Source organism: Shimia biformata, from assembly GCF_016888515.1.
In the GTDB taxonomy this organism is placed as follows: domain Bacteria; phylum Pseudomonadota; class Alphaproteobacteria; order Rhodobacterales; family Rhodobacteraceae; genus Shimia_A; species Shimia_A biformata.
Window position 1 is genome coordinate 31,167 of the sequence record NZ_JAFEJK010000002.1, and the last position, 23,462, is coordinate 54,628.

Genomic DNA, 23,462 nt, shown 5'->3' on the forward strand with positions numbered 1-23,462 from the left:
GCGCCATGAAAAGGTTTACATCACCTTTCATCAACGACCCGGAAACCGGGCGACTTAGGGAGGGAAGCCGTGCCAGATGGCCAGGCCATAACGACGCCAGTATTGGCGGCGGACGGGATCAGTAAATCCTTCGGGAGCGTCCCGGTCCTGTTCAGTGTCAGCATGGATATTCGCGCCGGCGAAGTGCATGCGCTGATCGGCGAGAACGGCGCCGGAAAATCGACGCTTATGAAGATCCTGTCGGGCTTTCACCAGCCGACTTCGGGGCACATTCTTCTGGATGGCCAGAAATTCGAATTGCCTCCCAATGGCGAGACCGAAAAACTGGGCGTCGTGCTGATCCATCAGGAACTGAACCTGGCCGAGCAGATGACGGTCGAGGAAAACGTCTTTCTTGGCCGTGAGATCCGGCGGCGTGGCGTTCTGGACCGCAAGGCGATGCGCGAGATCGTTCAGGGCTACCTGTCAGATATCGGGCTGAGTATCTCACCCGGTGACCGGATTTCCGATCTGTCGATTGCCGAAAAGCAGATGGTCGAGATCGTCAAAGCCATCAGCCGTGACGCGCGCGTCCTTATCATGGATGAGCCAACGGCAGCGCTGACCGAGGCCGAGACGGAACTGTTCTTTGCCCAGATCCGCCAGTTGAAGGCCAAGGGTGTGGCAATCGTCTTCGTCTCGCACAAGCTGTCTGAGGTAAAGGAAATCTCGGACCGGGTAACCGTCCTGCGCGATGGTCAGTGGATCGCGACCCAGAAGGCCGCCGACCTGACGCCGGATGCGATGGCGCAGATGATGGTCGGGCGCGAACTGGCCGATCTATATCCGCCCATCAACGAGGTCGATGTCGACGCCGAACGCGTGCTTGAGGTCCAGAACCTTCTGGCCCCCGGCGTCGAGGGCGTGTCCTTTTATCTGAAAAAAGGCGAAGTGCTGGGTTTTTCCGGGCTGATCGGCTCGGGACGCACGGCGGTGTTCGAGGCGATTTGCGGATTGCGTCCCATCGATGGCGGTGAAATCAGGGTCGACGGAGTGCCGACCCGATTCAAATCCGTCGCCGCTGCACGTGATGCCGGGATCGTGTATCTGACCAAGGATCGCAAGGAAAAGGGCCTGCTTCTGGGGCAGAAAATGACCCCGAACCTGACCTTGTTCGCGCTGCCGCGCTTCGTGCGAAACTTCTCGATCGACCGCAAGGCCGAAACAGAGGCGCTGGATCGCGCCATCCGCCGCTTCGACATTCGTGCCCGCGACCCCAATGTCGACGTCGGTGACATGTCCGGCGGCAATCAGCAGAAACTGCTTCTGGCCAAGGTGATGGAATGCGACCCGCGCATCCTGATCATCGACGAACCGACACGCGGTATCGATGTCGGCACCAAGCAGCAGATCTATCACTTTATCGCCGCCATCGCCGCCGAAGGCGTCAGCGTCGTCGTGATCTCATCGGAAATGCCCGAGGTGATCGGCGTCAGCCACCGCGTCGCGGTGATGCGAGAGGGGCAGATCACCGGCATCCTGTCGGGCGATCACATCAACGAAAACGAAATCGTGCGCTATGCCGCAGGGTTGAAGCGGGAAGACTGACATGACCGAGGCCGCCATGACCACATCACCAAAAACCAGAAATTTCCGCATCGACTTCAAGACCGCCGGTCCGGCGATCGCGCTTCTGATCCTTTGCGTGATCGGGTTCCTGTTGAACCCCGCATTCATCAGCGAAGGCAACATCACCAACCTTCTGACCCGCTCGGCCTTTATCGGGATCATTGCAGTGGGTGCGACCTTTGTCATCACTGCCGGGGGGATCGACCTGTCGGTCGGGTCCATGGCGGCGGTGATCGCCGGGGTGATGATCATCGTCATGAACGGCGCGGTGGATACGTTTGGCACCGGGGTCACGACCGTCCTGATCGGCTGCGGCTGTTCGATCATCCTTGGGCTTGGTGCGGGCTGGGTAAACGGCGTCCTGACCACAAAGGGCAAGATCGAGGCGTTTATCGTCACACTTGGCACGATGGGCATCTATCGCTCGCTGGTGACCTATTTTGCCGACGGTGGCACGCTGTCGCTGAACTACGACATTCGTGGCACCTATCGCCCGGTCTATTACGACAGTTTCTTCGGCCTGCCGATCCCGGTCTGGGTCTTCATCGTGGTTGCGATCTGTGGCTGGCTTCTGCTGAACCGCACCGCCTTTGGCCGCTATTGCACCGCCATCGGGTCGAACGAGAGTGTGGCGCAATATTCCGCGATCAAGGTCGACCGGATCAAAACGCTGACCTTCGTGATCCAGGGGCTTTGCGTGTCGCTTGCAACCATCATCTATGTGCCGCGGCTTGGCTCTGCTTCGTCCTCGACCGGGGTGCTGTGGGAGCTTGAGGCAATCGCAGCGGTTATTATTGGCGGCACGGTGCTGAAGGGCGGTTATGGTCGCATCGGGGGCACAATTCTGGGGGCGCTGATCCTGACCACGATCGGCAATATCCTGAACTTCACCGACATGATCTCGAACTATCTGAACGGAACCATGCAGGGTCTCATCATCATCGTCGCAGTCTGGCTGCAACGGGGTGAGTGGGGCCGGACGAAACACAAGACCGAATAGCAAGTCTGAACCGAATTTCGCGGGAAATCGCGAAGGAACCGGGCCACCGGAATGGGAAGGTGCGCCCCATGAAAGGGAGGAAACCCATGAAGAAACTTGGAAAAATCAGCGCGCTGGTTGCAGCGGCAACGCTGTCGATCGCGGGCTCGGCCACGGCACAGGACAAGATCAAGATCGGCGTCAGCTATCCGACCCCGACCCACGCCTGGGCCGCCGGCATGAACTGGCATGCGGAAAAGGCCGAAGAGCGGCTTGAGGCGCTTTACCCGGATGTCGACCTGATCCTCGTGAACTCGCCGGATCCGGGCGCGCAGGCCTCGGCGCTTGAGGACCTTGTGTCGGTCCACCAGATCGATGCGCTTGTCGTGCTGCCGTTTGAATCCGAACCGCTGACCGACCCGGTTCTGAACGTCAAGAAATCCGGTGCCCTGATCACCGTGGTTGACCGTGGTCTCAGCCAGCCGGGGATCGAGGATATCTATGTCGCGGGCAACAACCCCGAACTGGGCCGCGTGTCGGCGCAATACATGAAGACCCGCCTGAACGAGGGCGACAACATCGTCGTCCTGCGCGGCATCCCGACCCTGATCGACAATGAGCGGTTTGACGCGTTCATGGCCGAGATGGAAGGCTCGGGCGTCAACATTCTGGATCACAAGCACGCCAACTGGAACCGTGATGACGGTTTCGAGGTCATGCAGGACTTCCTCAGCCGGTTCCCCGACATCGACGCGGTCTGGGCGCAGGATGATGACATCGCCATCGGTGTTGTTGCCGCGCTGAAACAGGCAGGTCGCGATGGCGACGGCATGTTCGTTGTCGGCGGTGCAGGCATGAAAGAGACCATCAAAGGCATCATGGACGGCAATGAGCTGGTCCCGGTCGATGTTCTTTATCCGCCAGCAATGATCGCCACCGCGATGGATGTCACCGTCGCCGCGTTTAAGTCGAACGGTCCCGTGGCCGGTCGCTATATCCTTGGTGCAACACTGATCACCAAAGACAATGCCGAGCAGTTCTATTTCCCGGACTCGCCGTTCTAATGTGAGCGGTAACATCGGGTAAGAACGAGGAGGGGGTTTCCCCAAAGTCCCCCTCCTCACTTTCAGGGAGAGAGACAATGAAAACGATCAAGGGGCCGGCACTGTTCCTGGCTCAGTTTGCCGGTGACGAAGCGCCGTTCAATTCGTGGGACAGCATCACCAAATGGGCCGCTGATTGCGGATACAAGGGCGTTCAGATCCCCAGCTGGGACGGGCGTCTCTTTGACCTGACCAAGGCGGCATCGTCGGCGGCCTATTGCGACGAGATAAAAGGGATTGCGGCCGACAACGGGATCGAGATCACCGAATTGTCGACCCACTTGCAGGGACAGCTTGTGGCGGTTCACCCGGCGTATGACGAGGCGTTTGACGGCTTTGCCCCCGAAGCGGTGCATGGCAATCCCAAAGCACGTCAGGCCTGGGCGGTTGAGCAGGTCAAGCTGGCGCTGACCGCATCAAAGAACCTTGGCATCACCGAACACGCGACCTTCTCGGGCGCGCTGGCGTGGCCTTATGTCTATCCTTGGCCCCAGCGTCCGGCGGGTCTGATCGAAACCGCGTTCGACGAATTGGCGCGGCGCTGGAAACCGATCCTGGATCACGCCGACAACATGGGGGTCGATGTCTGTTATGAAATCCACCCCGGCGAAGACCTGCATGACGGCATCACGTTCGAGATGTTCCTGGATCGCCTGAACGGTCACGCACGTTGCAACATGCTGTATGACCCCAGCCATTATGTGCTGCAATGTCTTGATTATCTTGACAATATCGACATCTACAAAGACCGGATCAAGATGTTCCACGTCAAGGATGCCGAGTTCAATCCAACCGGGCGTCAGGGCGTCTATTCCGGCTATCAGGGCTGGACTGACCGCGCGGGACGGTTCCGCAGCCTTGGCGACGGGCAGGTCGATTTTGGTGCGATCTTTGCGAAAATGGCGGCGAATGATTTTGATGGCTGGGCCGTGGTCGAATGGGAATGCTGCCTGAAACATCCCGAGGACGGGGCACGTGAAGGCGCGCAATTCGTCAAGGATCACATCATCCGCGTCACCGAACGCGCCTTTGACGACTTTGCCGATGGCGGCACGGATGAGGCGGCCAACCGCAGAATGCTGGGGATCGAGTGATGACGAAACCAATCAGACTGGGCATGGTCGGCGGCGGCAACGATGCCTTTATCGGCGCGGTTCACCGCATTGCCGCACGGATCGACGGACAATATGACCTTGTGGCGGGGGCCTTGTCCTCGTCCCCGGAAAAAGCGCGGGCCTCGGGGCAGGCGCTGGGGCTGGCGGCGGACCGGACCTATGACGACTACAAGTCCATGGCCATCCGCGAGGCGCGGTTGAAAGACGGGGTTGAGGCGGTGGCCATCGTCACCCCGAACCACGTGCATTTCGATGCCGCGCGAGAGTTCCTCAAGCGTGGCATCCACGTGATCTGCGACAAGCCCCTGACTTCGACACTGGCAGACGCGAAGAAATTCGTGGCGCTGACCGAAAAGTCAGATGCCAAGTTCATCCTGACCCACAACTACACCGGCTATCCGCTGGTGCGGCAGGCGCGGCAGATGGTGGCTGCCGGTGATCTGGGAGAAATCCGGGTCATTCAGGTCGAGTATCCGCAGGACTGGCTGACCGAAGAGGTCCACAACAAGCAGGCCGAATGGCGCACCGATCCCTCGCGCTCAGGCGCAGGCGGGTCGACCGGCGATATCGGCACCCATGCCTTCAACCTTGCCTGTTTCATTTCCGGTCTCACCCCGGACAGCCTGTCGGCGGATATCCAGAGCTTCGTTCCCGGCCGTCAGGTCGATGACAACGCCCATGTGATGCTGCGCTTCCAGGGCGGCGCGCGTGGCATGTTGTGGTGCAGTCAGGTTGCGCCGGGCAACGAGAACGGGTTGCGCATCCGTATCTATGGCTCGAAGGGCGGCATCGAATGGGCGCAGGAAAACCCCAACGTCATGGCCTATTCCCCGTTTGGCGAGCCGACCCGCCTGATCACCCGCGCGGGCAATGGGATGCCGCCAAGCGTCGCGCATCTGACGCGCACGCCGGGCGGCCACCCCGAAGGCTATCTGGAAGGCTTCGCCAATATCTATCTCGAAGCGGCGGCCCTGATCCGCGGCACCGGCGATGGCGCAGACTTGCCAACCGTGTATGACGGGCTCTTGGGGGTTCGGTTCGTTGACGCCTGCGTGCGCTCCTCTGCACGCAATGGCGCGTGGATCGACCTCGGCTAATCCCTGTCATCACGAGGAAAATGGCGCCCCGGCAGGTCCGGTGGCGCCATTTTTTGTGGGGCCTCAGTAGTCCGAGACTAGAAGGTGTGTCGGCGCGACATCCTCGTCAATCGACGAGAACCGCCCAATCGGCATCTCAAAGACATTGTCGGTGCGGTCGTCATTCACGGTCGAGACTTCTCGGATCAGACAATCCCCCTTTTCCGCCCAGAATGCATGCCAGACCCCTGGCAAAAGCGTGACGCTCTGACCTGGTGCCAGCCGCAAGAGACCGCCCGCGTCCAGCGTCACCTCGACCCCGTCACTGGGCACGGTGACCTTGGCGTTTCGGTCGATCGATCCGTCAGCGGCCGGCGCGAACAATTCGATGATCAATTCACCCCCTCCAGCGTTGATGATGTCTTCGGCCTTGATATTGTGGCGGTGCATCGGCGACAGCTGGTTCTGACGCGAGATCATGACCTTCTCGGCATAGAGCATGCCGCGCCCTGTGGTCAGGTCGGACAGGGTGCCATTGCGGGTGGTGAACAGGAAAAGGCCAAGTTCGTCGAATTTTCCCTGCCCGTAATCGGTGATGTCCCACCCCAGTCCGCGCGCGCGGATCGTGGCGGCGTGGTCGGCACGCATCTCATCCGGGCTCCAATAGGCAAAGGGCGGCAGGATCTGGCCAAAGCTGCGGATGAAGGCATCGCTTTCGGCGAGGATCTGGTTGACCAGAGAGCGTTTCATGACGGTCCTTTCAGTAGTTCCGCAACACGGTGCGGGCGGTGATCTGACAGTTCTTAACGGCGGCCCCGTCGATCCGTTTCATCAGCAGGTCCGCCAATTGGTAGCCTGCTTCCATGCGGGAGTAGTAAGAGGCAGATACAGGTGAGCCGACATAGGCCGCGAGGTTGGTGCCGGTGCGCATTGAAAAACCGACATCACCGGCCTTCGGCCCCAGCACCTGCTGAACCCCGGCGCGGGCCCCGAAAAACACCAGTTCATTCACGCAGACAAAGGCGTCCGCGCCCTGTGTCAGCAGGTTTCGGGCCGCTTCTGTCGCCACGGTCGGCTCAAGCCCCACATGACGCACCAATGCGGGGTCAAAGGACAAATCCGCTTCGTCCAGCGCACGGGCGTACCCGGCAAGGCGCTGCGACACAAAGGAATACCGGGCGTCCCCCTCAAGCAGCGCGATCCGGCGATAACCCCGGTCGATCATCGCCTTGGTGCCCTGATAGGCGGCGTCTTCGTTGTCGAGGTCGAAATACGCGTGGCGCGCCGCGATGTCGGTTCTCCCAAAGGTCACAAACGGGATGTCGGCCCGCATCAGGTATGCGACACGGGCGTCCTCGGGCGTGGTGTGGTCCAGGATGATCCCGTCGGCATTGCGGCCCTTCACCGCCCGTTTGATCGCCTCAAGCCCGGTTTCGTCCATCGTAACCGGCGTGGCGCGCACCGCGTAATCCGACCCGGCAAGGCGCTTGTGGATACCGTTCAACAGGCCCACCGACCCGGAGTCTCCGATCTCTTCTTCGGTGGGGAAGCTGAGGAAGGTCATAATCACAAAGGATTGGCCTGTGCGCAGCTTCACCGCGTCCAGATTGCGGACATAGCCCAACCGGTCGGCGGCCTCGTTCACACGCGCGACGGTTTCGGCTCCGATCCGGCCGCTGCCCTGCAGGGCTCGGGTGACGGTGGTCACCGAAACCCCCAACTCGTCAGCGATGGATTTCAAAGTCACATGCTTCTGTTTTGGCATGAATTTACCCCTTCAACACCTGGATTGGGGCAGGGTTGCGGGAGGGATCGGCCCCCCTGTGTCGAAGAACCCGGATGGTTCGTGAGCGCCCCGGCATCAGGGTCAAGCAATTGTCGTCGTAAACCGCCCGCCCCCCGTGATCATGGGTGACAAACAGGGCAGGGCGGTCGCTTGTCAGCGTAATCTGATCCCCGTCCCGTGACACGTCAATCTTCGGCTGACCAAGGTCATAGTCTTTCGGGCGTTTTGGCAGATACTCGTTCTCTCCGACATGCACGCCCGTCTTGTCGGTCCAGTCGAAATGCAGGAAGGCGTCATCGGCCAAGGTGCCGGGCGCAAGGCGCATGACCTCGGTCGCGCGGCCCGGCGGCAGCGCTGCGTTGGCAGGCACCAGCGCGTCGATCACCCCGGACACATGAACGGCTCGTGTGGTTATGTTCAGGGTCACGGTGTCGGCCGTGTCGTTCACGCCAAAAAGCACCACCTCGCCCGTCGCATCGTCGGGTTGTGCGGTGACCAGCACCGGAGCCAGAAACCGTCGCGCCAGATAGTGGGTGCATTTCCACGCCCCGCCATATTCCAGGCTGGACCAGCTTGCCACCGGCCAGGTGTCGTTCAACTGCCAGAAAAGTGTTCCCATGCAGCGGGGGGCGTTTGCCCGCCAGAACTCGATCGCGGTCTTCATCGCAAGACCCTGACTGACCTGGCTGAGATAGACCATGTCGTCGAACCGGTCGGGAAAGCGGAAATAGCGCTGCAGCGTTTCGACGATCCGGGCATTGCCGCCTGCGTTGCGCTGATGCACCTCCATTACGCGGGACGATACGTTGCGGTCGGCGGGGTCGGTGAAGCCTTCGATCACTTGCATCGACGGAAAGGACTGGAACCCGAATTCGGAGGCAAACCGTGGGCGCACGCTGCGGTAATGCTCGAACTCGCGGGCCGAGTGCCAGACATCCCAGAAATGCATGTCGCCCGAGGTGTCGACGTGCCAGCCGTCGCCGAAATCCAGACGACCGACCGAAGGAGAGGATGGCCAGAAGGGAACACCGGGGGCCTCATCCTCGATCGCCTCTTCCAGCGCGTGGTTCAACCGGTCATAGATCGCAAGGTATCGGTCGCGGTTGGCGCGGGTCTCATCAAACCAGCCAAGCGCGCCCACCAGTTCATTGTCGCCACACCACAGCGCAAGACAGGCAAAACGCGATAGCCGACGAATCTGTTGGCGCGCTTCGCGCCGGACGAGGTCCAGCCAGTCGCGTTGATGCGCGGGATAGCTGTTGCAGGCGAACATGAAATCCTGCCAGACCATCAGGCCCAATTCGTCGCACAATTCGTAAAACCAGTCCGCCTCGTACTGGCCGCCACCCCAGACACGGATCATGTTCATATTGGCATCCACGGCCGATTGCAGCAGGTCGCGGGTGGCCTCGGGCGTGGCCCTTTGCGGCAGGGCGTCTGCAGGAATCCAGTTCGCGCCGCGCATAAAGATATCACGGCCATTGACCCTGAAAGCAAAGCGGTTGCCGACCTCGTCAGGTGAGGTGTCCAGTGCCACGTCGCGCAGGCCCAGCTTGACGTGCCGCGCCTCGTTGCCAAGGCGAATGCCCAGGTCATAGCGATGCTGGCCCCCTGCACCGGCAGGCCACCACAGCACCGGATCGTCGATCCTGGCCGACAGGGTGATCCGGTTCTGACCCGGCCAGACCTGTTTGCCGGCGCGGATGGTCTGGCCGTCAATCTCGATTTCAGCTTCGGCGGTGGTGGCGGCATTGGCGTCAAAGAACAGTTCCACCGAAACCGTGACCGAACCATCCTGACCGTGATCCTGCCGGACCACCACGTCGTCAAGACGCAAGGGATCGCAGCGACGCAGGGTGACATCGCCATAGATGCCGATGGGCGACAGCGCGATGTTCCAGTCCCATCCGGCGTGGCACTGGGTCTTGCGCAGGAAGTTGTAATGCGCCAGCCGATTATTCTGAGCGATATAGGGGATCGGGATGTCCGACGCCGCCGCTTTTTCTGCGGCGATCCTGCTGTTTGACAGGAAATGCACCTGCAACAGGTTCTCGCCGTCGATCAAGGCGTCACTCACGTCGAAATCATACCGCAGGAACTGGTTTTCGCAGCGTCCGATCTCTTGGCCGTTCAATCGGATTGTCGCATGGGTATCGACCGATGTCAGCGTCAGCACATAACGCCCGCCAGCCAAAGGACCGACGTTGAACCGGGTCTCGGCCAGCCATTCCGATTGATGCACCCAGTCAAGGTCAGGTTCGGTGTCGCGCCAATAGGGATCGGGGATCAGCCCTTCTGCCAACAGTGCCGAGTGGACGTCGCCCGGCACCGGGAACGGAGCCACGATGTCGCTCCCCACCAGCGAAAGGGTCCAGCCATCGCTGAGGGGCAACGTTGTCGATGAAACGGTCACGAAAGCCATCCTTGAACATGTCTAAAATCGCCTCTGCACAGTCCTGGGCAGGTGCTTGTCCGTCATATTGCGCAATCGTTAAACCAGTCAAGGACAATCGATTGCGCGCCGCAATTTCGGAACCTGCTGTGGGGCATACCGACTGCCCGGGATACAACAAATGCCCCGTTCACTGCGTAATTTCTTGGAAAGTATATGGCGTGGCCTTGAAGGGGGGCAGGACGGTGTCCTTTTTCGCCCCTCTTTTATCTTCCGATCCAGCCATCTGCCCGGTTTTCAAAGAAGTCGAATTCGCCGATGACCGGGGTGTCAATCGCTCCAGGCCATCGTTTCGAAATTCTCGCGAAAGGCGAATCGGGCAAGGTGAGAATCGATAACAGACCGAGCCCGATCCACGGTTTCGGCGTCTTCCAACTCGAAACGGACGGTCAGACCGTCGGCATCGGCCGACAGGAATGCTTGCCCCATCGGAAAGCTGCAAACGCCTTCGGTTTCGCTGTATTCGACATTGATTTTATGAGAAAAATGCTTGCAAAGCTGTTGCAGGTATTTCGATCCGTTCGGGGTGGCAAATGTGCCTGTCAGCTCTTGCATTTGGGTCAATCCGTCTATTGCGTGAGTTTCAACTTCTCTCTGGACTTGCCGAAAAATCCCCCATAATCAAGTCGCAAATCACACATGCAAAGCCAGCCTTCGGGCACGCCATGCGGGAAACAGGAGTTTTCGATGTTCCGCTGGTTGGCCATTGCCATTTCGATTTTTGCGTCCTCAGCAACTGCACAATCCGTATCGGTTGAGACCCATGCCGGCGTCATTGACGCGCCGGTGGCTCCGGGCAAGGTTGTCGTCCTCGACATCCCCGCCATTGACACGCTTGCGGCGCTGGGCGTTGCTGTGGATGGGATTGTGGGACCGCTTTATGTCGACTACCTCGATCAGGCCGTCGAAGGGGCGGAAAAGGTCGGATCCCTGTTTGAACCGGATTACGAGAAAATTGCCGCGCTGCGCCCCGACCTGATCATCGCCGGGGGGCGGTCGCAAGCCGCAATACCCGACCTGTCGAAACTGGCACCAACTCTGGACATGACGATCTGGGAAGACACGGTTGGGCAGTCGCTGGCCCGGCTCTCTGCCTATGGCGCGATTTTCGGGAAAGAAACCGAAGCGGCAGAATTGAAGGACGTGTTTGAGACAAAGCTGGCCGCCGCTCGCAACGCCTCAACCGGCAAGGGCAAGGCGATGATCGTGATGACAAATGGCCCCAAGATCTCGGCCTATGGCGCGGCCGGGCGGTTTGGCTGGATCCACACTGAACTGGGGCTGGCAGAGGCAATCGACGGCATGCAGGATACGCCGCATGGCGAGGCGATCAGCTTTGAATTCATCCGCGACGCCAACCCCGACATCCTGCTTGTGATCGACCGGCAGGCCGCCATCGGTCAGCCGGGCGAGGCCGCATCGGTGACTCTGGACAATGCGCTGGTTCAGGAAACCAATGCCTGGAAATCGGGCAAAGTGATCTATCTCGACAGCGCCCGGATCTATGTCGCAGGCGGCGGCTATCAGGCATTGATCCATACGTTTGACCAGATTGCGACCGCGTTGGCGGATTGATCCTGGCTTGGGGTCTGTCATGCGGCAAGAGACCGGAACAGAAGGCAGCGACCGCATCCGGGTCGCGCGGACACGCGCGTTGCGGATCGGATTGCCTCTGCTTGCCCTTGTTTCGGTTCTGTCGCTGTTCATAGGCGTGATCGACCTTGGACCCCGCGACCTGATCCAGGATCCCGAAGCGTTGCGCCTGATTGCGCTGAGCCGCTGGCCCCGGACCGCAGCGGCGCTTATCACCGGGGCGTCGCTGGCCGTGGCGGGTACGCTGATGCAAATGCTGGTGCGCAACCGCTTTGTCGAACCGATGACAGCGGGCACCGGGCAAGGCGCGGCGCTGGGCATCCTTGCGGTCACATTTCTTCTGCCGACGGCACCGCTTTTTGCGAAAATGGCCGTCGCCTCGGCCACCGCACTGGTCAGTTCTCTTGTGTTCCTGGCCATCGTGCGCCGCCTGCCGCCAACCCAGCCTTTGCTGATCCCGCTGGTCGGGCTGGTTTATGGCGGTGTTCTGGGGGCGGTTGTGACCTTCATCGCCTACCAGGTCGACCTGTTGCAATATGTCGGCGTCTGGATGAGTGGCGAGTTCTCGGGGGTTCTGAGAGGACGCTACGAATTGCTGTGGATCGCCGCTTTGGTTGCGGGACTGGCCTATCTCGCCGCCGATCAGTTCGCCATTGTCGGGATGGGGCGGACGGTCAGCGTGAACCTTGGTCTGAACTACGGGCAGGTGGTTCTGATTGGATTGGTGGCGATCTCGGTCGTGACGGCGCTTACCGTGGTGACGATTGGGATGATCCCGTTCGTCGGCCTTGTCGTGCCCAATATCGTAGCGCGATTATGGGGTGACAACCTGCGGTTAACGCTTCCCGTCACCGCACTGATGGGGGCGGGGCTGGTTCTGGTGTCGGACATGCTGGGCCGTATCCTGCGCGCCCCTTATGAAATCCCAGTCGGCACGGTTTTTGGCATTGTCGGAGCGGCGCTATTCCTGTGGCTTCTCTACCGGGCGCCGCGTCATGGCTGAGCGCCGCCTGATTCCGACGGCGGGGCTGCTTCTGGTCGCCGCCGTTCTCTACATGACCCTTGGCGCAGGCGGGAACTGGGGCTTTGTCCTTCCGTTCAGGGGCGCGAAACTGGTGGCGCTCCTGTTGGTGGGGGTTGCAATCTCGACCTCGACCGTGCTGTTCCAGACCATCACCCGCAATCGCATCCTGACCCCGTCTATCATGGGGTTCGACGCGCTTTACGTGCTGCTTCTGACCGGGGTGGTCTATGGCTTTGGTGGGCAGGCATATCTGGACCTTCCGCCGCAGGTTCTGTTCCTGTTCAACGTCGTACTGCTGGTGGGGGCGTCGCTGCTCCTGTTCGGCACGCTCCTTGGCCGGGCGCAGGGGGACCTGATGCGCCTGATCCTGACCGGTATCATCTTTGGTACGCTGTTTTCCTCGGTCACCGGGTTCTTCCAGCGCCTGATCGACCCGAACGAATTTGCCATCGTTCAGGTCAGTTCATACGCGCGCTTCACCCGGATCGAGACCGATCTTCTGGCGATTGCCAGCCTGCTGGTTGCGGGCTGCCTGATTGTCGCATGGCGTTTGCGGCACCAGCTTGACGTGCTGGCGCTTGGTCCGAAGGCCGCAGTCAATCTGGGCGTTGATCCGCGCCGCGGACAGTTGGTGGTCCTGACATTGATTGCGGTTCTGGTGTCGGTCTCGACCGCACTGGTCGGGCCGGTGGTGTTCCTTGGCCTGCTGGTTGTCAGCCTTGCCCATCTTGTCACACCCAGCGCGCATCATGCTGTGATCCTGCCCGCAGCGGCGATGATTTCGGCCATCGTCCTGGTGGCCGGACAAACCATCATGGAACGTGTCCTGTCCCTGGCGACGCCGCTGTCTGTGGTCGTGGATTTCGTGGGCGGATTGGTGTTTCTCGGACTGCTTCTGAAAGGACTGCGCAGATGATCAGGGTGGACGGGCTTTCGTATCGGATCGGAGAGCAGCACATCCTGTCCGATATCTCTTTGGACCTGCCGCGCGGCGGCATTAGTGCCCTTGTTGGGCCAAACGGGGCGGGGAAATCGACCCTGTTGTCCTTGATCGCGCGACTGATCCCGATCCAGACCGGAAGGATCACGGTGGATGATCTGGTCGTTGGCCAGTGTGCCTCGGATATTCTGGCGCGCAAGTTGGCGATCCTGCCGCAATCCGACGACATTGCGCCCCGGTTGACCGTTCGCGAACTGATCGGTTTCGGCCGTTTTCCGCATCACAAGGGGCGGCCAGGTGTTGACGATCGCCGGAAAGTAGACGCTGCGATCGAAGCCTTTGACCTTGAGCCGCTGCAGCATCGCCCGCTGGACACCTTGTCTGGCGGTCAGAGGCAGCGGTCGCTGATCGCAATGGCTTTTGCGCAGGACACCGACTACCTGCTTTTGGACGAACCGCTGAACAATCTTGATATCGCCGCCAGCCGGTCGCTGATGGCGCGGTTGCGGGACCTGGCCGAGGTCAACAATCGCAGCATCGTTGTCGTTTTGCATGATCTCAATTTTGCCTGTGGTTATGCCGACTTTCTTGTCGCTCTGACCGCGGGTCGGATCGGGGCGATGGGGCCACCGTCGACGGTTGTGACCAGCCAGATGGTGGCAAAGGTGTTCGGTACCAAGGCCCCGGTTATCCGGGTCGGCGACAGGCCGCTGGTGCAGGTTTGAAATGGATGTCAGCAATAGTTGACAAAAATAATCAGGAAAGATAAGCCCGGATCGGAAACCACGCTGCCGAAGGCCATGGATACGGGGGAAGGCTTGATGACAAAACAAGATTTTGTGCAGGTTCGCAGCCAAACCGGGAAAGCGCGTGATTGCGCCCTGGCATTTATTGCTCTGATCGTCACGCTCGTATCGGTCGGCGGGGCAGCCGCGCAGGAGGTAGGGCAGGAGGCTGGGCAAGTGCCCCTCTCTTCGCAACCGCCCATTGCGAGTTTCGGCGCACCTGACGCGCCCCCGATGCCTTCGCCGACTATGGCTGCGCCTGCTGAAAACGTCAGCCCGACAGAGCATCACGCAGAGACCCCAGGGGAAGCCACCGCTGGCCAGGACGACGGGGCCCGGTTCCCCGACACTCCAGCCGGCACGGTGCCTGGCGAAATGCACGCCGTCCCAGTGTCTTTTTCGCAGACGGCCGCCCGGAACACGGTTGCTTTTCTGCGCAATGGGGGTCCGTCGATCTGGGCGATTTCGGCCCTGTCAGTAGTGACCTTGACCCTGATCCTTTGGAAGATCTGGCGCCTCGCCCTGGTTGGGGCCTGGTCGAAGGGGCGCGCGCTACAAGCGGTGCGCCTTTATCAGGATGGCAGCCCAACCGAGGCACTTGCCCAGGTTGCCGGTCGGCCGGGGGTGCGCTCGAAGGTGGTCAGCGCGGCAATCGGCGCCCGCCGGGATCTTGGTGATGATGACGCACGTGCCGAAACCGGACGCGTGGCGCGCAAGGAACTTGCCGAGGCCAGCACGGGGCTCCGTGCGCTTGAACTGATCGCCACGATCGCGCCGTTGCTGGGGCTTCTGGGCACGGTGCTGGGCATGATCGCCGCGTTCAAGGCCTTGCAAGAGGCTGGCTCTCGCGCGGATCCAGCACTCTTGGCCGGCGGTATCTGGGAGGCGCTTCTGACCACCGCCGCAGGCATGGCCGTGGCGATCCCGGCCTCTGTCGCGCTTAGTTGGTTCGAGGCGGTCATCGACCGGATGCGCCGCGACGTGGAAGACGCTGCAACCCGCATCTTCATTGCCCCTAAACCTCCGACCAGGCCGAAACTGGCGGCTGCGGCGGAATGAGGACCGGCAATGTTCAACCTTGTTCAGGACCGTCCAAGACGGCGACCCAGCCTGACCCCCATGATCGACGTGGTTTTTCTGCTTCTGGTCTTTTTCATGCTGGCATCGCGATTCGGTGCAGAGCAGGTTCTGCCAGTCCCGCTGGCCGGTAACGGCGGGGCTTACCAGGGGCCACCGCGCCTGATCGAGGTCTCTCCGGCCACGGTCAAGTTGAACGGGGTTGAGGTGGCTCTGGCCGAACTGCCCGCGTATGTTGCTGACCTGATGTCGGCGCCGCAGGACATGTTGATTCTGCGCGGGCGCGAGGGGGCAACATTGCAGCGGATTGTCGATGTCTCGGACGCGCTCAGGGGGGCGGGGATGACCAATCTGGTGCTGGTCGAGTGATGGATTTCGCGCCGCCTCCGAAACGTCCGCGGTCCGAGTCCATCGTGCCGATGATAAACGTCGTCTTTTTGCTTCTGATCTTTTTCCTGATGACATCGGAGCTGACCCAGCCGGCCCCGGTTGACGTGAGGCCGCCCTCGGCCGGGCAGTCCACCGACCCCTTGGCCGAGGTCAGGATCCACGTCGACACAGGCGGGCAGCTCTATTTCCAAGATTTCACCGGCGACGGGGCGCTGATTGAAGCTGCGCGGATGGCACAGGCTGATCCCCAGGTGCTTCTGACAGCGGACGCCAACATCGAGGCAACGAGACTGGCGGCCATCTTGTCGCGTCTTGCCGCGGCGGGTCTGTCGCGAGTCGAACTGGTGGTGACCGCGCGATGAGGGCCGTGGCCGAGAAAACCACCTTTGCCGCGCTTGCGCTTGCGTTGCACGTGTTGGCGATGGGGGAGGTCCTGAAAGGTGGGGCTGAAGCGGGCGGCACAGGCGGCGAGGCGCTGGTGTCCGTTCGGGCCGCAGCTGCCCAGATCGAGACGATGGTTGCCCAATGGGACCGCCCGCCAGACGCGCAACAGGTCGTCGAAATGGCCGAACCCTTGGTGCCAACGGTCGACCAGACCACACCTGACAGGGTCGCGGTGGACCTGCCCACCGCCCCTCGCGCAAATGCCCGGCTGACAACGCAAGAGGCTGCGACGTCGCCGAAACTGCCGGAAGTGGATACGCAAGCCCCGCAACCGCCCGGTGCATCGGTCGAGGAAGCACCGCAACTACCGAAACCCCAAGCCGACCCGCCAAAACCAAAGGCGCAGCCTGCAGAAAAGCCGCAATCTGCCAGCGCGGGCCGTGCGGCGCAAAAGGCGGCGGGACAGGGTGGGTCGCAAAGCGCAGGTCAAAACGGGGCATCATCGGTCAAGACCGCCTCAAAAGGGCAGCAGGACAAGGCGCTGGCGGTCTGGGGGGCAAAGGTCCGAAACCGGATCGAAAGGGCCAAACGTTACCCATCGGGCACCCGTGCGACCGGACGTGTGGTGGTCGGGTTGGTGGTGTCACGAGACGGGCGGTTGTTGTCGGTTAGCCTGCGCAAGTCCTCCGGCGACCCAAAGCTCGATCAGGCGGCGCTGGCTGCCGTGAAGCGGGCTGGCAAGTTTGCCAAGGCGCCAAAAGAATTGACCAAGACGCAATACACCTTTTCCTTGCCGATCGGCTTCGCACGTTAAGCGCCGGGCAAAACACGGGCCTCCGAAGAGGCCCGCGCAGTTTTAGCGTCTGGTTTCAGAATGTCACATTGGCGGCCAACATTATGGTGCGGCCCGGTTCGTTCAGCGGGATAGGTCGCCCCACCTGCCCGGCGGCATCGCTGCCCCGCGCGACATAGGTCTCGTCAAACAGGTTGCGCACATCCAGCCTAAGGCGAAGGTTGTCCAGTTGCGGCGGGACATATTCGACAAAGGCGTTGAACACCGCATAGGCGTCAAGGTCAGCCTCTGCATATTCGGGTGCGATCTGGGCCGTGCCCCCGACGGTCCAGCCGAAGGCCGGCTGCCATGCGGTCTCGAGCGCAAAGATATGGCCCATTGGCCGACCCAGATAATAGGCTGTCGAACTGATCGGTGCGCCTTCGGACTGAACATCCGAGAAGGTGTATTTCACACGTGCAAACCCACTATCCCAGAAATACCCAAGCGACCCATCGAAGCCTTGCGATGTCAGGTCAGTGATCTCGCCTCGTGCACCAGCGGTGGGAAGCACCGCGGCAAGATCGTCGATCTGGGTGTGAAACACCGCGCCATTGGCAACCCAGTTGCCATTGTCAAAGCGCAGACCGATGCGGGCGCTGTTGCTGCGCGAAGACGTGAACCCGGTGTAATCCCAGGGCGTGAAGAAGTTGACCAGCGCCGCCTCGCCCAGATTATAGCCGCCAAAAGTCGAAGCCACACCCGCGTTCAGCGTCAGGGTGTCTGTCAGCCGTACATCAATCGCGGCATTGCCGCTGAGACCGCTGTCGACAAACTGAGACCCGTCCGCTCCATCGAAATTCTGATGGTCGTAACGCGCCCCGTAGCTGACCGAAACCGCATCCGTCAGATCCTGCCGTGCCTGTGCAAAAAGACCGATGTTTCGAAGGCGCTCCATTCCGGTGAAGTTGAACGGCGCGTCGGTGAATCCCTCGGCGTCTTCATCGAAAAAGTCGATCCCGGCGGTTAGCGTGCCATTGCCCAGTTGAAAGGTGTTCTTGAACGTACCGCTGAGGCTTGTGTTGATGCCCTCGACTCCACCTGCGTCGGTTTCCTGTTCGTTATAGGCCAGTTGGAAGAACGGGTCGAACCAGTCGTCTGGGTTGTCCTTGGTATAGGTCAGTGCATAGGAGCTGCGCCGCGCATAGCCAGGGATCAGCACGCTGGGCCCGTTGGTCAGCCCGGCGAAATCGGGGCGCGTGAACAGCAATCCCCCAGGTCCCGCCTGCGCGGTTCTCAGCCCGGTATCCTCGGTCAGTGATGCGGACAGGGCGATGCGGTGGCCGTTCTCTGTGGTGTAGGACAGTTTGCCCATGTAATCGGTCAGATCGGGGTTGGTACCCTCCACGACGACGCCGTCGCCGTCCTTGTAGTCCTCGCCCTTGTGTCTGGTGGCACTGAACAGATAGTCCAGCCCGCCAGACTGCCCATAAAGCGCAAGATTGCCGCGCAGCCCGGCGCCATTGCTGCCTGCCATAACTGAGGCGCGCCCACCGAAGTCGTCGCCCGGTTCCAAAAGATCGCGCGCGTCCTTGGTGGTATAGGCCAGCGACCCGCCCAATCCGCCCGGTCCGGCATCCGCCGGGGCAAGCCCGGAACTGACCTCGACGGATTTCAGAAGCGCCGGGTCAATCAGGACATTGCCTGTGTGATGAAAAGCCGACTTGTTCTGGCGGGCGCCATCGATGGTGACGCTCAGCAGGCTCTCTTCGACCCCGTTGACAAAGACCTTCTTGGCAATGGCGGCACCGCCGCTTGTATTGATCGCGGATTCACCATCAAAGACCTCGGTGATGGTCGCCGGGTTGCGGCGTGCGATGTCTTCGGTTTCGATGCCGAGGTTGCCGAGGACCTGTTGGGCGTCAGCCTGTTCGATCCTGATTTCGTCCAATTGATGCGGTTCTTCTTCCGTGTCGGCCTGTGCCGCGCCTACGAAAGCAAAGGACGCGCCAAGCAGTAGCGCCCCCCGAAGCGAGATTTTCATTCCGAGTCCCTCAGTAAGTTTTTGGATTTGGCTGAAGGGATTGATAAAGACAATCAACGCCTTGGCTGCGGGTGAGGTATCAATGTTGACTAATTTACTCAATTAAATTTGAGGCCGAGAACAATCCGCTCTCGAACCTATGGCAAAAAGGCCGCAGGTGGTTTGAGAAGGTCAATGAAACGATGGTGCGAAAGGTGAAAGGGGGCCGCGTCTTTTGGAACGCGGACGGCAGACCTGCATCTCTCACGATGCGCAATCCATTGGACCCGACGCTAGATCGTGCTTTTGGTCAGCATTGATGCGAGGTCGCGCAGGCGCGGCCCGAAATCTTCGATCAGCTTTTCCTTGGGCAGGTAGTTCGATGGTCCACCAAGGTTGAATGCCATCAATGGAACGTCGCGCTGGTGGCTGCGGAAGGGCACGGCGACCGAATGCACATGCGGCTGCCAGTCGCCAAGGTTGGCGTAAAACCCGCGCGTCGCGATCTCTTCCGCGGCCTGATCGATCCCCGCTTTCAGTTCCGGCCATTTCTCGGGCCCGGCGTTTTCCTCGACTGCGGCCAGGATTTCGTCGCGTTCTTCCGGTTCGGCGGCGGCGATATAGGCCCGTCCCATCGCCGAACGCGCCAGCGAGATGCGCGACCCCACATCCAGCTGCAAAGAGATCACCCCGCGCGACCGCGCCGTGGCAAGATAGATCATGGTGTAATCGACCCGCCCGCCAAGGGCGACCTGAACCCCCTCTCCGCAATGGCTGGCCAGTTCGCGCATGTAGTTCTGGGCCGCTTCACGCACCGTCAGCCCGCTGAGGCAGGCATATCCAAGGCTCAGAACCGGCACCCCCATGCGGTAGCGTCCGGTATCGGTGTCATAGATCAGGTAACCCGATTTCAACAGTGTGTAGGTCAGCCGCGAAATGGTCGAGTTCGGCAATCCAGTGCGTTCGGACAGGTCGCCATTGCTCAGTCCGGCGTGGTCATCGGGGCGGAAGGCGCGCAGCACCTCCAGTCCACGATGCAGCGCGGTGATGAACTGCCGGTCGTCCACGCCGCCCGTGCCAGAATCCGTGTCGGTCGGAGTTTCGGTTCTCTTGCGCATGCACGTTCTCCCGGCGGGCTGGTGGGATCATATCCCGTTTGCTTTTTCCGACTGTCGGAATTTGGCTGACATTACTGCGCTATGACAAATCCTTCCAGAGGACTTTTCCCGTTGCTGATTTTGGCAGGGCGTCGGCAAAGACCACTTGTCGCGGGCATTTATAGGCGGCCATCTCGTGGCGACACCAGTCGATGATGTCCTGCTCCGAAAGTCCGCCATTTGCCCCATTGCGGCGCACAACATGGGCTTTCACGAATTCGCCGCGGCGGTCGTCCTTGGCGCCGACGACACAGGCTTCGGCAATACCGGGATGGTGCAGCATCATCGCCTCAACCTCGGCGGGCCAGACCTTGAAGCCCGAGACATTGACCATGCGTTTCACCCGGTCGACCATGTAGAAATAGCCGTCCGCGTCGCGGTAGGCGATGTCGCCGGTGCGGAAGAAGGGTTTGCCGTCGATCTCGACAAAGGCGTCTCGCGTGGCTTCCTCGTTGTTCCAGTAGCCAAGAAAGACCTGCGGTGCGTGGGTTACGATCTCGCCCGGCTCGCCAAGGTCCAGTTCATCCGTGGTGCCCGGTGCAACGATCCGGCTGTCGACGTCGAAGATGGGAACCCCAAGGCATTGGTCACGCGGCGCGTCCGGCGGGTTGATATGAAGTGCAGCCATTGTTTCTGACAGGCCATAGCCCTCAAGATAAGGACGCCCAACTCGATTTCGCAGCTTGACCGCGATGGCATCCGGCATTGCCGCGCCGCCACCACCGATCGTCTCGAGGCTTGAGAGGTCATAGCTCTCGGCCTCGGCATTGTTCAAAAGGTCAATTGCCATGGTCGCGATCGACGCCCAGTGGGTGACCTTGTAACGTTCGATCAGCTTGGCGGCGTGAACCGCATTCCAGCGGGTCAGGATTACGATGGGGCTGCCGCGCAGGATCGGCACGTTCATCGAGCTTTGCATCCCCGTCACGTGGAAAAACGGCAGGGTGGCCAGCGTGATGTTTTCCGGCGTCGTCGGTGTCCAGGTCGAGGTCGCCATGGTCGTGGTCATCACCGTGCGGTGGCTGTGGACGCAGCCCTTGGGATGGCCCGTGGTGCCGGAACTGAAGGGGATCACCGCTCGGTCGTCCGGCCCGGTCTCGCGCGGGCGCGGCGTTGAGCCAGAGGCGACGGCATCGGAAAAGCGGTAACACCCCGGCCCGGTGAACACGGTATCAGTGAGGTCAGGCAGGGGCGCGGGCAGCGGAATGTCGAAGCTGGGATCGCCCATGTCGGCATAGGCCGCGCCGATGATGTGTTGCAGAGCGCCCTCTTCCAGCAGCGGCACCGCGTTCGGGGTCAGTTCCAGCCCCGCGACCATGATGGACGCACCGGTGTTGTCGACGAGATAGCGCAACTCGCCCTTTTGGTTCATCGGGTTCACCGGGACCACCACGCCACCCGCGCGCAGGATGCCGTAGTAGGAGATGATGAATTGCGGGCTGTTCTGCATGAAAAGCAGCACCCGGTCGCCTTTCGTCAGCCCCAGGTCGGCTTGCAGGAACCCTGCCAGCGACTGGACCTTGCTCCAGATGTCGCCAAAGCTGAAATGTCTGCCCTGGAAGATGATCGCGCCGCCGTCGGGATTGGCCTTTGCGGTCTCTTCCATGTTGGCGTCGATACTGCGTTCGGGGATGGTCAGCTTGCGCGCCATCCCTTCGGGCCATGTGGTGTGCGGATGTCTGCCGCCCATGTTGTCTCCTCCTTCACGTCAGGTTGTTTCGGTCGCCCCCGGTCTCCTACTGGCAGGGCTGCCGCAGCGCGTTTCCCGATCTTTCAAATGGCGTTTCGGAACAGGTTGGCGCGGTTCAACCCACTCCAGCCCCTCCTCGCCGTATGGATGTCCTCCTCGGGTTTTGCCGTAATGGACGTCACGTCCTATTTCCGCAGGGCAAAAAAGATTTCCGCAAATATTGACTAAGTTTTCGATCAGTGCAACAGAAAGGATGCAATCGAGGAGATGAGTGATGGATTTCTTTCCCGTATCCGACCGGGCGAAAGAGCTGCGCGAAAAGCTTTTGCGCTTCATGGAGGACGAGATTTACCCAAACGAGAAGGTGTTCGAGGCGCAACATGCCGAGGGCGATCCGTGGGATGCGCCGCCGATTCTCGAAGAGTTGAAACAGAAAGCGCGGGAAGCGGGGTTGTGGAACCTTTTCCTGCCCTACGAGGACGCGCGCGAATATGGCGGGGCGGGACTGTCGAACCTCGATTATGCGACCCTGTGCGAGATCATGGGCCGCTCACCCATCGCGCCCGAAGCGTTCAACTGTTCCGCGCCCGATACCGGCAACATGGAAACCCTGTGGCTTTATGGATCGACGGCACAGAAGGACCAGTGGCTGCGCCCGCTTCTGAACGGCGAGATCCGGTCCTGTTTCTCGATGACCGAACCCGAGGTCGCGTCGTCTGACGCCACCAATATCCAGTGCGAGATTCGCCGCGACGGGGATGAATACGTGGTCAATGGCCGCAAGTGGTGGTCGTCTGGAGCCAATGCCAACGCCTGCAAACTGGCGATTGTCATGGGCAAGACCGACCCGAATGCCGCCAAGCACCAGCAACAGTCGATGATCCTTGTGCCGATGGACACGCCCGGCGTGAAGGTCGAGCGGGCGCTGACCGTCTTTGGCTATGACCACGCGCCGCACGGCCATGCCGAGATCACCTATGACAACGTCCGCGTGCCGGTTGAGAACATCCTTCTGGGCGAAGGACGCGGGTTCGAGATTGCGCAGGGACGTCTTGGGCCGGGGCGCATCCACCATTGCATGCGTCAGATCGGCGTCGCCGAACGTGCGCTGGAAGAGATGTGCAAACGGGCGCTGTCGCGCGAGGCTTTTGGCAAGACGCTGGCCGATCATGGCGTCACTCGTCACTGGATCGCCGAAAGCCGCTGTGACATCGATCAGGCCCGGCTTCTGACCATGAACGCCGCGCATATGATGGACACGGTCGGCAACAAGGTTGCGCGCAAGGAAATCGCCATGATCAAGGTTGTTGCGCCGACGATGTGTGGCCGCGTGATTGATCGTGCCATTCAGGTGCATGGCGGCATGGGTGTCTGTCAGGACAGCATGTTGCCGGGCTTCTACGCCAATTCGCGCACCCTGCGACTGGCCGATGGCCCTGACGAGGTCCACCGCGAGGCAATCGCCAAGCAGGAACTGCGCCAATACCGCAGCAACAGGGGCTGACACC

At 60.9% G+C, this 23,462-nt stretch carries 21 protein-coding genes; 14 read left to right on the forward strand and 7 right to left on the reverse strand.

Features of this window, described 5'->3' with window-relative positions:
• Window positions 1–87 precede the first annotated feature (87 nt).
• The 5 genes from JQ863_RS15365 (at window position 88) to JQ863_RS15385 (ending at window position 5,902) form a co-directional block, all read left to right on the forward strand.
• Window positions 88–1,587, forward strand: a complete 1,500-nt coding sequence (locus JQ863_RS15365) for an ATP-binding cassette domain-containing protein (RefSeq protein WP_204115518.1) — start codon at window positions 88–90, stop codon at window positions 1,585–1,587.
• A gap of 1 nt (window position 1,588) precedes the next feature.
• Complete coding sequence (locus JQ863_RS15370; RefSeq protein ID WP_204115212.1) at window positions 1,589–2,608, forward strand: ABC transporter permease; 1,020 nt, start codon at window positions 1,589–1,591, stop codon at window positions 2,606–2,608.
• Between the two features lie 86 nt (window positions 2,609–2,694).
• Window positions 2,695–3,651 carry a substrate-binding domain-containing protein gene (locus JQ863_RS15375; protein ID WP_204115213.1) on the forward strand — a complete coding sequence of 319 codons (957 nt, stop codon included), beginning with the start codon at window positions 2,695–2,697 and terminating at the stop codon, window positions 3,649–3,651.
• A gap of 77 nt (window positions 3,652–3,728) precedes the next feature.
• Window positions 3,729–4,784, forward strand: coding sequence for a sugar phosphate isomerase/epimerase family protein (locus JQ863_RS15380; RefSeq protein ID WP_204115214.1), 1,056 nt, complete (start codon window positions 3,729–3,731; stop codon window positions 4,782–4,784).
• Window positions 4,784–5,902, forward strand: coding sequence for a Gfo/Idh/MocA family protein (locus JQ863_RS15385; protein WP_204115215.1), 1,119 nt, complete (start codon window positions 4,784–4,786; stop codon window positions 5,900–5,902). The genes JQ863_RS15380 and JQ863_RS15385 overlap by 1 nt, the downstream gene beginning before the upstream one ends.
• 63 nt (window positions 5,903–5,965) lie before the next feature.
• On the opposite strand, the gene JQ863_RS15390 is transcribed toward JQ863_RS15385, so the two are convergent.
• From JQ863_RS15390 to JQ863_RS15405, 4 genes are all read right to left on the reverse strand, one after another.
• A complete protein-coding gene (locus JQ863_RS15390; protein ID WP_204115216.1) occupies window positions 5,966–6,631 on the reverse strand; it encodes a D-lyxose/D-mannose family sugar isomerase in 666 nt (221 codons plus the stop codon).
• Between the two features lie 10 nt (window positions 6,632–6,641).
• Entirely contained in the window at window positions 6,642–7,646 is a 1,005-nt protein-coding gene (locus JQ863_RS15395; protein WP_204115217.1) for a LacI family DNA-binding transcriptional regulator, read from the reverse strand.
• 4 nt (window positions 7,647–7,650) lie between these two features.
• The gene (locus JQ863_RS15400) at window positions 7,651–10,080 is read right to left on the reverse strand and encodes a glycoside hydrolase family 2 protein (RefSeq protein WP_204115218.1); all 2,430 of its coding nucleotides are present in this window, start codon (window positions 10,078–10,080) and stop codon (window positions 7,651–7,653) included.
• A 309-nt stretch (window positions 10,081–10,389) separates the two neighbouring features.
• A complete protein-coding gene (locus JQ863_RS15405) occupies window positions 10,390–10,674 on the reverse strand; it encodes a DUF2218 domain-containing protein (RefSeq protein ID WP_204115219.1) in 285 nt (94 codons plus the stop codon).
• Window positions 10,675–10,806: 132 nt separating this feature from the next.
• On the opposite strand from JQ863_RS15405, the gene JQ863_RS15410 reads away from it, so the two are divergent.
• The 8 genes from JQ863_RS15410 (at window position 10,807) to JQ863_RS15445 (ending at window position 17,126) form a co-directional block, all read left to right on the forward strand.
• Window positions 10,807–11,694 (forward strand): siderophore ABC transporter substrate-binding protein, encoded by an 888-nt coding sequence (locus JQ863_RS15410; RefSeq protein ID WP_204115220.1) that lies wholly within the window; start codon window positions 10,807–10,809, stop codon window positions 11,692–11,694.
• Window positions 11,695–11,713: 19 nt separating this feature from the next.
• Complete coding sequence (locus tag JQ863_RS15415) at window positions 11,714–12,715, forward strand: ABC transporter permease (RefSeq protein WP_204115221.1); 1,002 nt, start codon at window positions 11,714–11,716, stop codon at window positions 12,713–12,715.
• Window positions 12,708–13,652 carry an iron chelate uptake ABC transporter family permease subunit gene (locus JQ863_RS15420; protein WP_204115222.1) on the forward strand — a complete coding sequence of 315 codons (945 nt, stop codon included), beginning with the start codon at window positions 12,708–12,710 and terminating at the stop codon, window positions 13,650–13,652. Before JQ863_RS15415 ends, JQ863_RS15420 begins: the two co-directional genes overlap by 8 nt.
• Window positions 13,649–14,401, forward strand: coding sequence for an iron ABC transporter ATP-binding protein (locus JQ863_RS15425; protein WP_204115223.1), 753 nt, complete (start codon window positions 13,649–13,651; stop codon window positions 14,399–14,401). Before JQ863_RS15420 ends, JQ863_RS15425 begins: the two co-directional genes overlap by 4 nt.
• Window positions 14,402–14,941: 540 nt before the next feature.
• Window positions 14,942–15,520, forward strand: coding sequence for a MotA/TolQ/ExbB proton channel family protein (locus tag JQ863_RS19605; protein ID WP_338055534.1), 579 nt, complete (start codon window positions 14,942–14,944; stop codon window positions 15,518–15,520).
• Window positions 15,521–15,529: 9 nt separating this feature from the next.
• Complete coding sequence (locus tag JQ863_RS15435) at window positions 15,530–15,907, forward strand: ExbD/TolR family protein (RefSeq protein ID WP_204115225.1); 378 nt, start codon at window positions 15,530–15,532, stop codon at window positions 15,905–15,907.
• The gene (locus JQ863_RS15440; protein ID WP_204115226.1) at window positions 15,907–16,290 is read left to right on the forward strand and encodes an ExbD/TolR family protein; all 384 of its coding nucleotides are present in this window, start codon (window positions 15,907–15,909) and stop codon (window positions 16,288–16,290) included. The genes JQ863_RS15435 and JQ863_RS15440 overlap by 1 nt, the downstream gene beginning before the upstream one ends.
• Before the next feature lie 5 nt (window positions 16,291–16,295).
• Complete coding sequence (locus JQ863_RS15445; protein ID WP_204115227.1) at window positions 16,296–17,126, forward strand: TonB family protein; 831 nt, start codon at window positions 16,296–16,298, stop codon at window positions 17,124–17,126.
• A gap of 55 nt (window positions 17,127–17,181) precedes the next feature.
• On the opposite strand, the gene JQ863_RS15450 is transcribed toward JQ863_RS15445, so the two are convergent.
• The 3 genes from JQ863_RS15450 to JQ863_RS15460 form a co-directional block, all read right to left on the reverse strand.
• Window positions 17,182–19,128, reverse strand: a complete 1,947-nt coding sequence (locus tag JQ863_RS15450; RefSeq protein WP_204115228.1) for a TonB-dependent receptor domain-containing protein — start codon at window positions 19,126–19,128, stop codon at window positions 17,182–17,184.
• A 272-nt stretch (window positions 19,129–19,400) separates the two neighbouring features.
• On the reverse strand, window positions 19,401–20,225 hold the full coding sequence (locus tag JQ863_RS15455; protein ID WP_204115229.1) for an IclR family transcriptional regulator: 825 nt from the start codon (window positions 20,223–20,225) through the stop codon (window positions 19,401–19,403).
• 79 nt (window positions 20,226–20,304) lie between these two features.
• Window positions 20,305–21,954 carry a long-chain-fatty-acid--CoA ligase gene (locus JQ863_RS15460; protein ID WP_204115230.1) on the reverse strand — a complete coding sequence of 550 codons (1,650 nt, stop codon included), beginning with the start codon at window positions 21,952–21,954 and terminating at the stop codon, window positions 20,305–20,307.
• 274 nt (window positions 21,955–22,228) lie between these two features.
• Between JQ863_RS15460 and JQ863_RS15465 the strand changes: the two genes are divergently transcribed.
• Window positions 22,229–23,458 carry an acyl-CoA dehydrogenase family protein gene (locus JQ863_RS15465; protein WP_204115231.1) on the forward strand — a complete coding sequence of 410 codons (1,230 nt, stop codon included), beginning with the start codon at window positions 22,229–22,231 and terminating at the stop codon, window positions 23,456–23,458.
• Window positions 23,459–23,462: the final 4 nt, after the last annotated feature.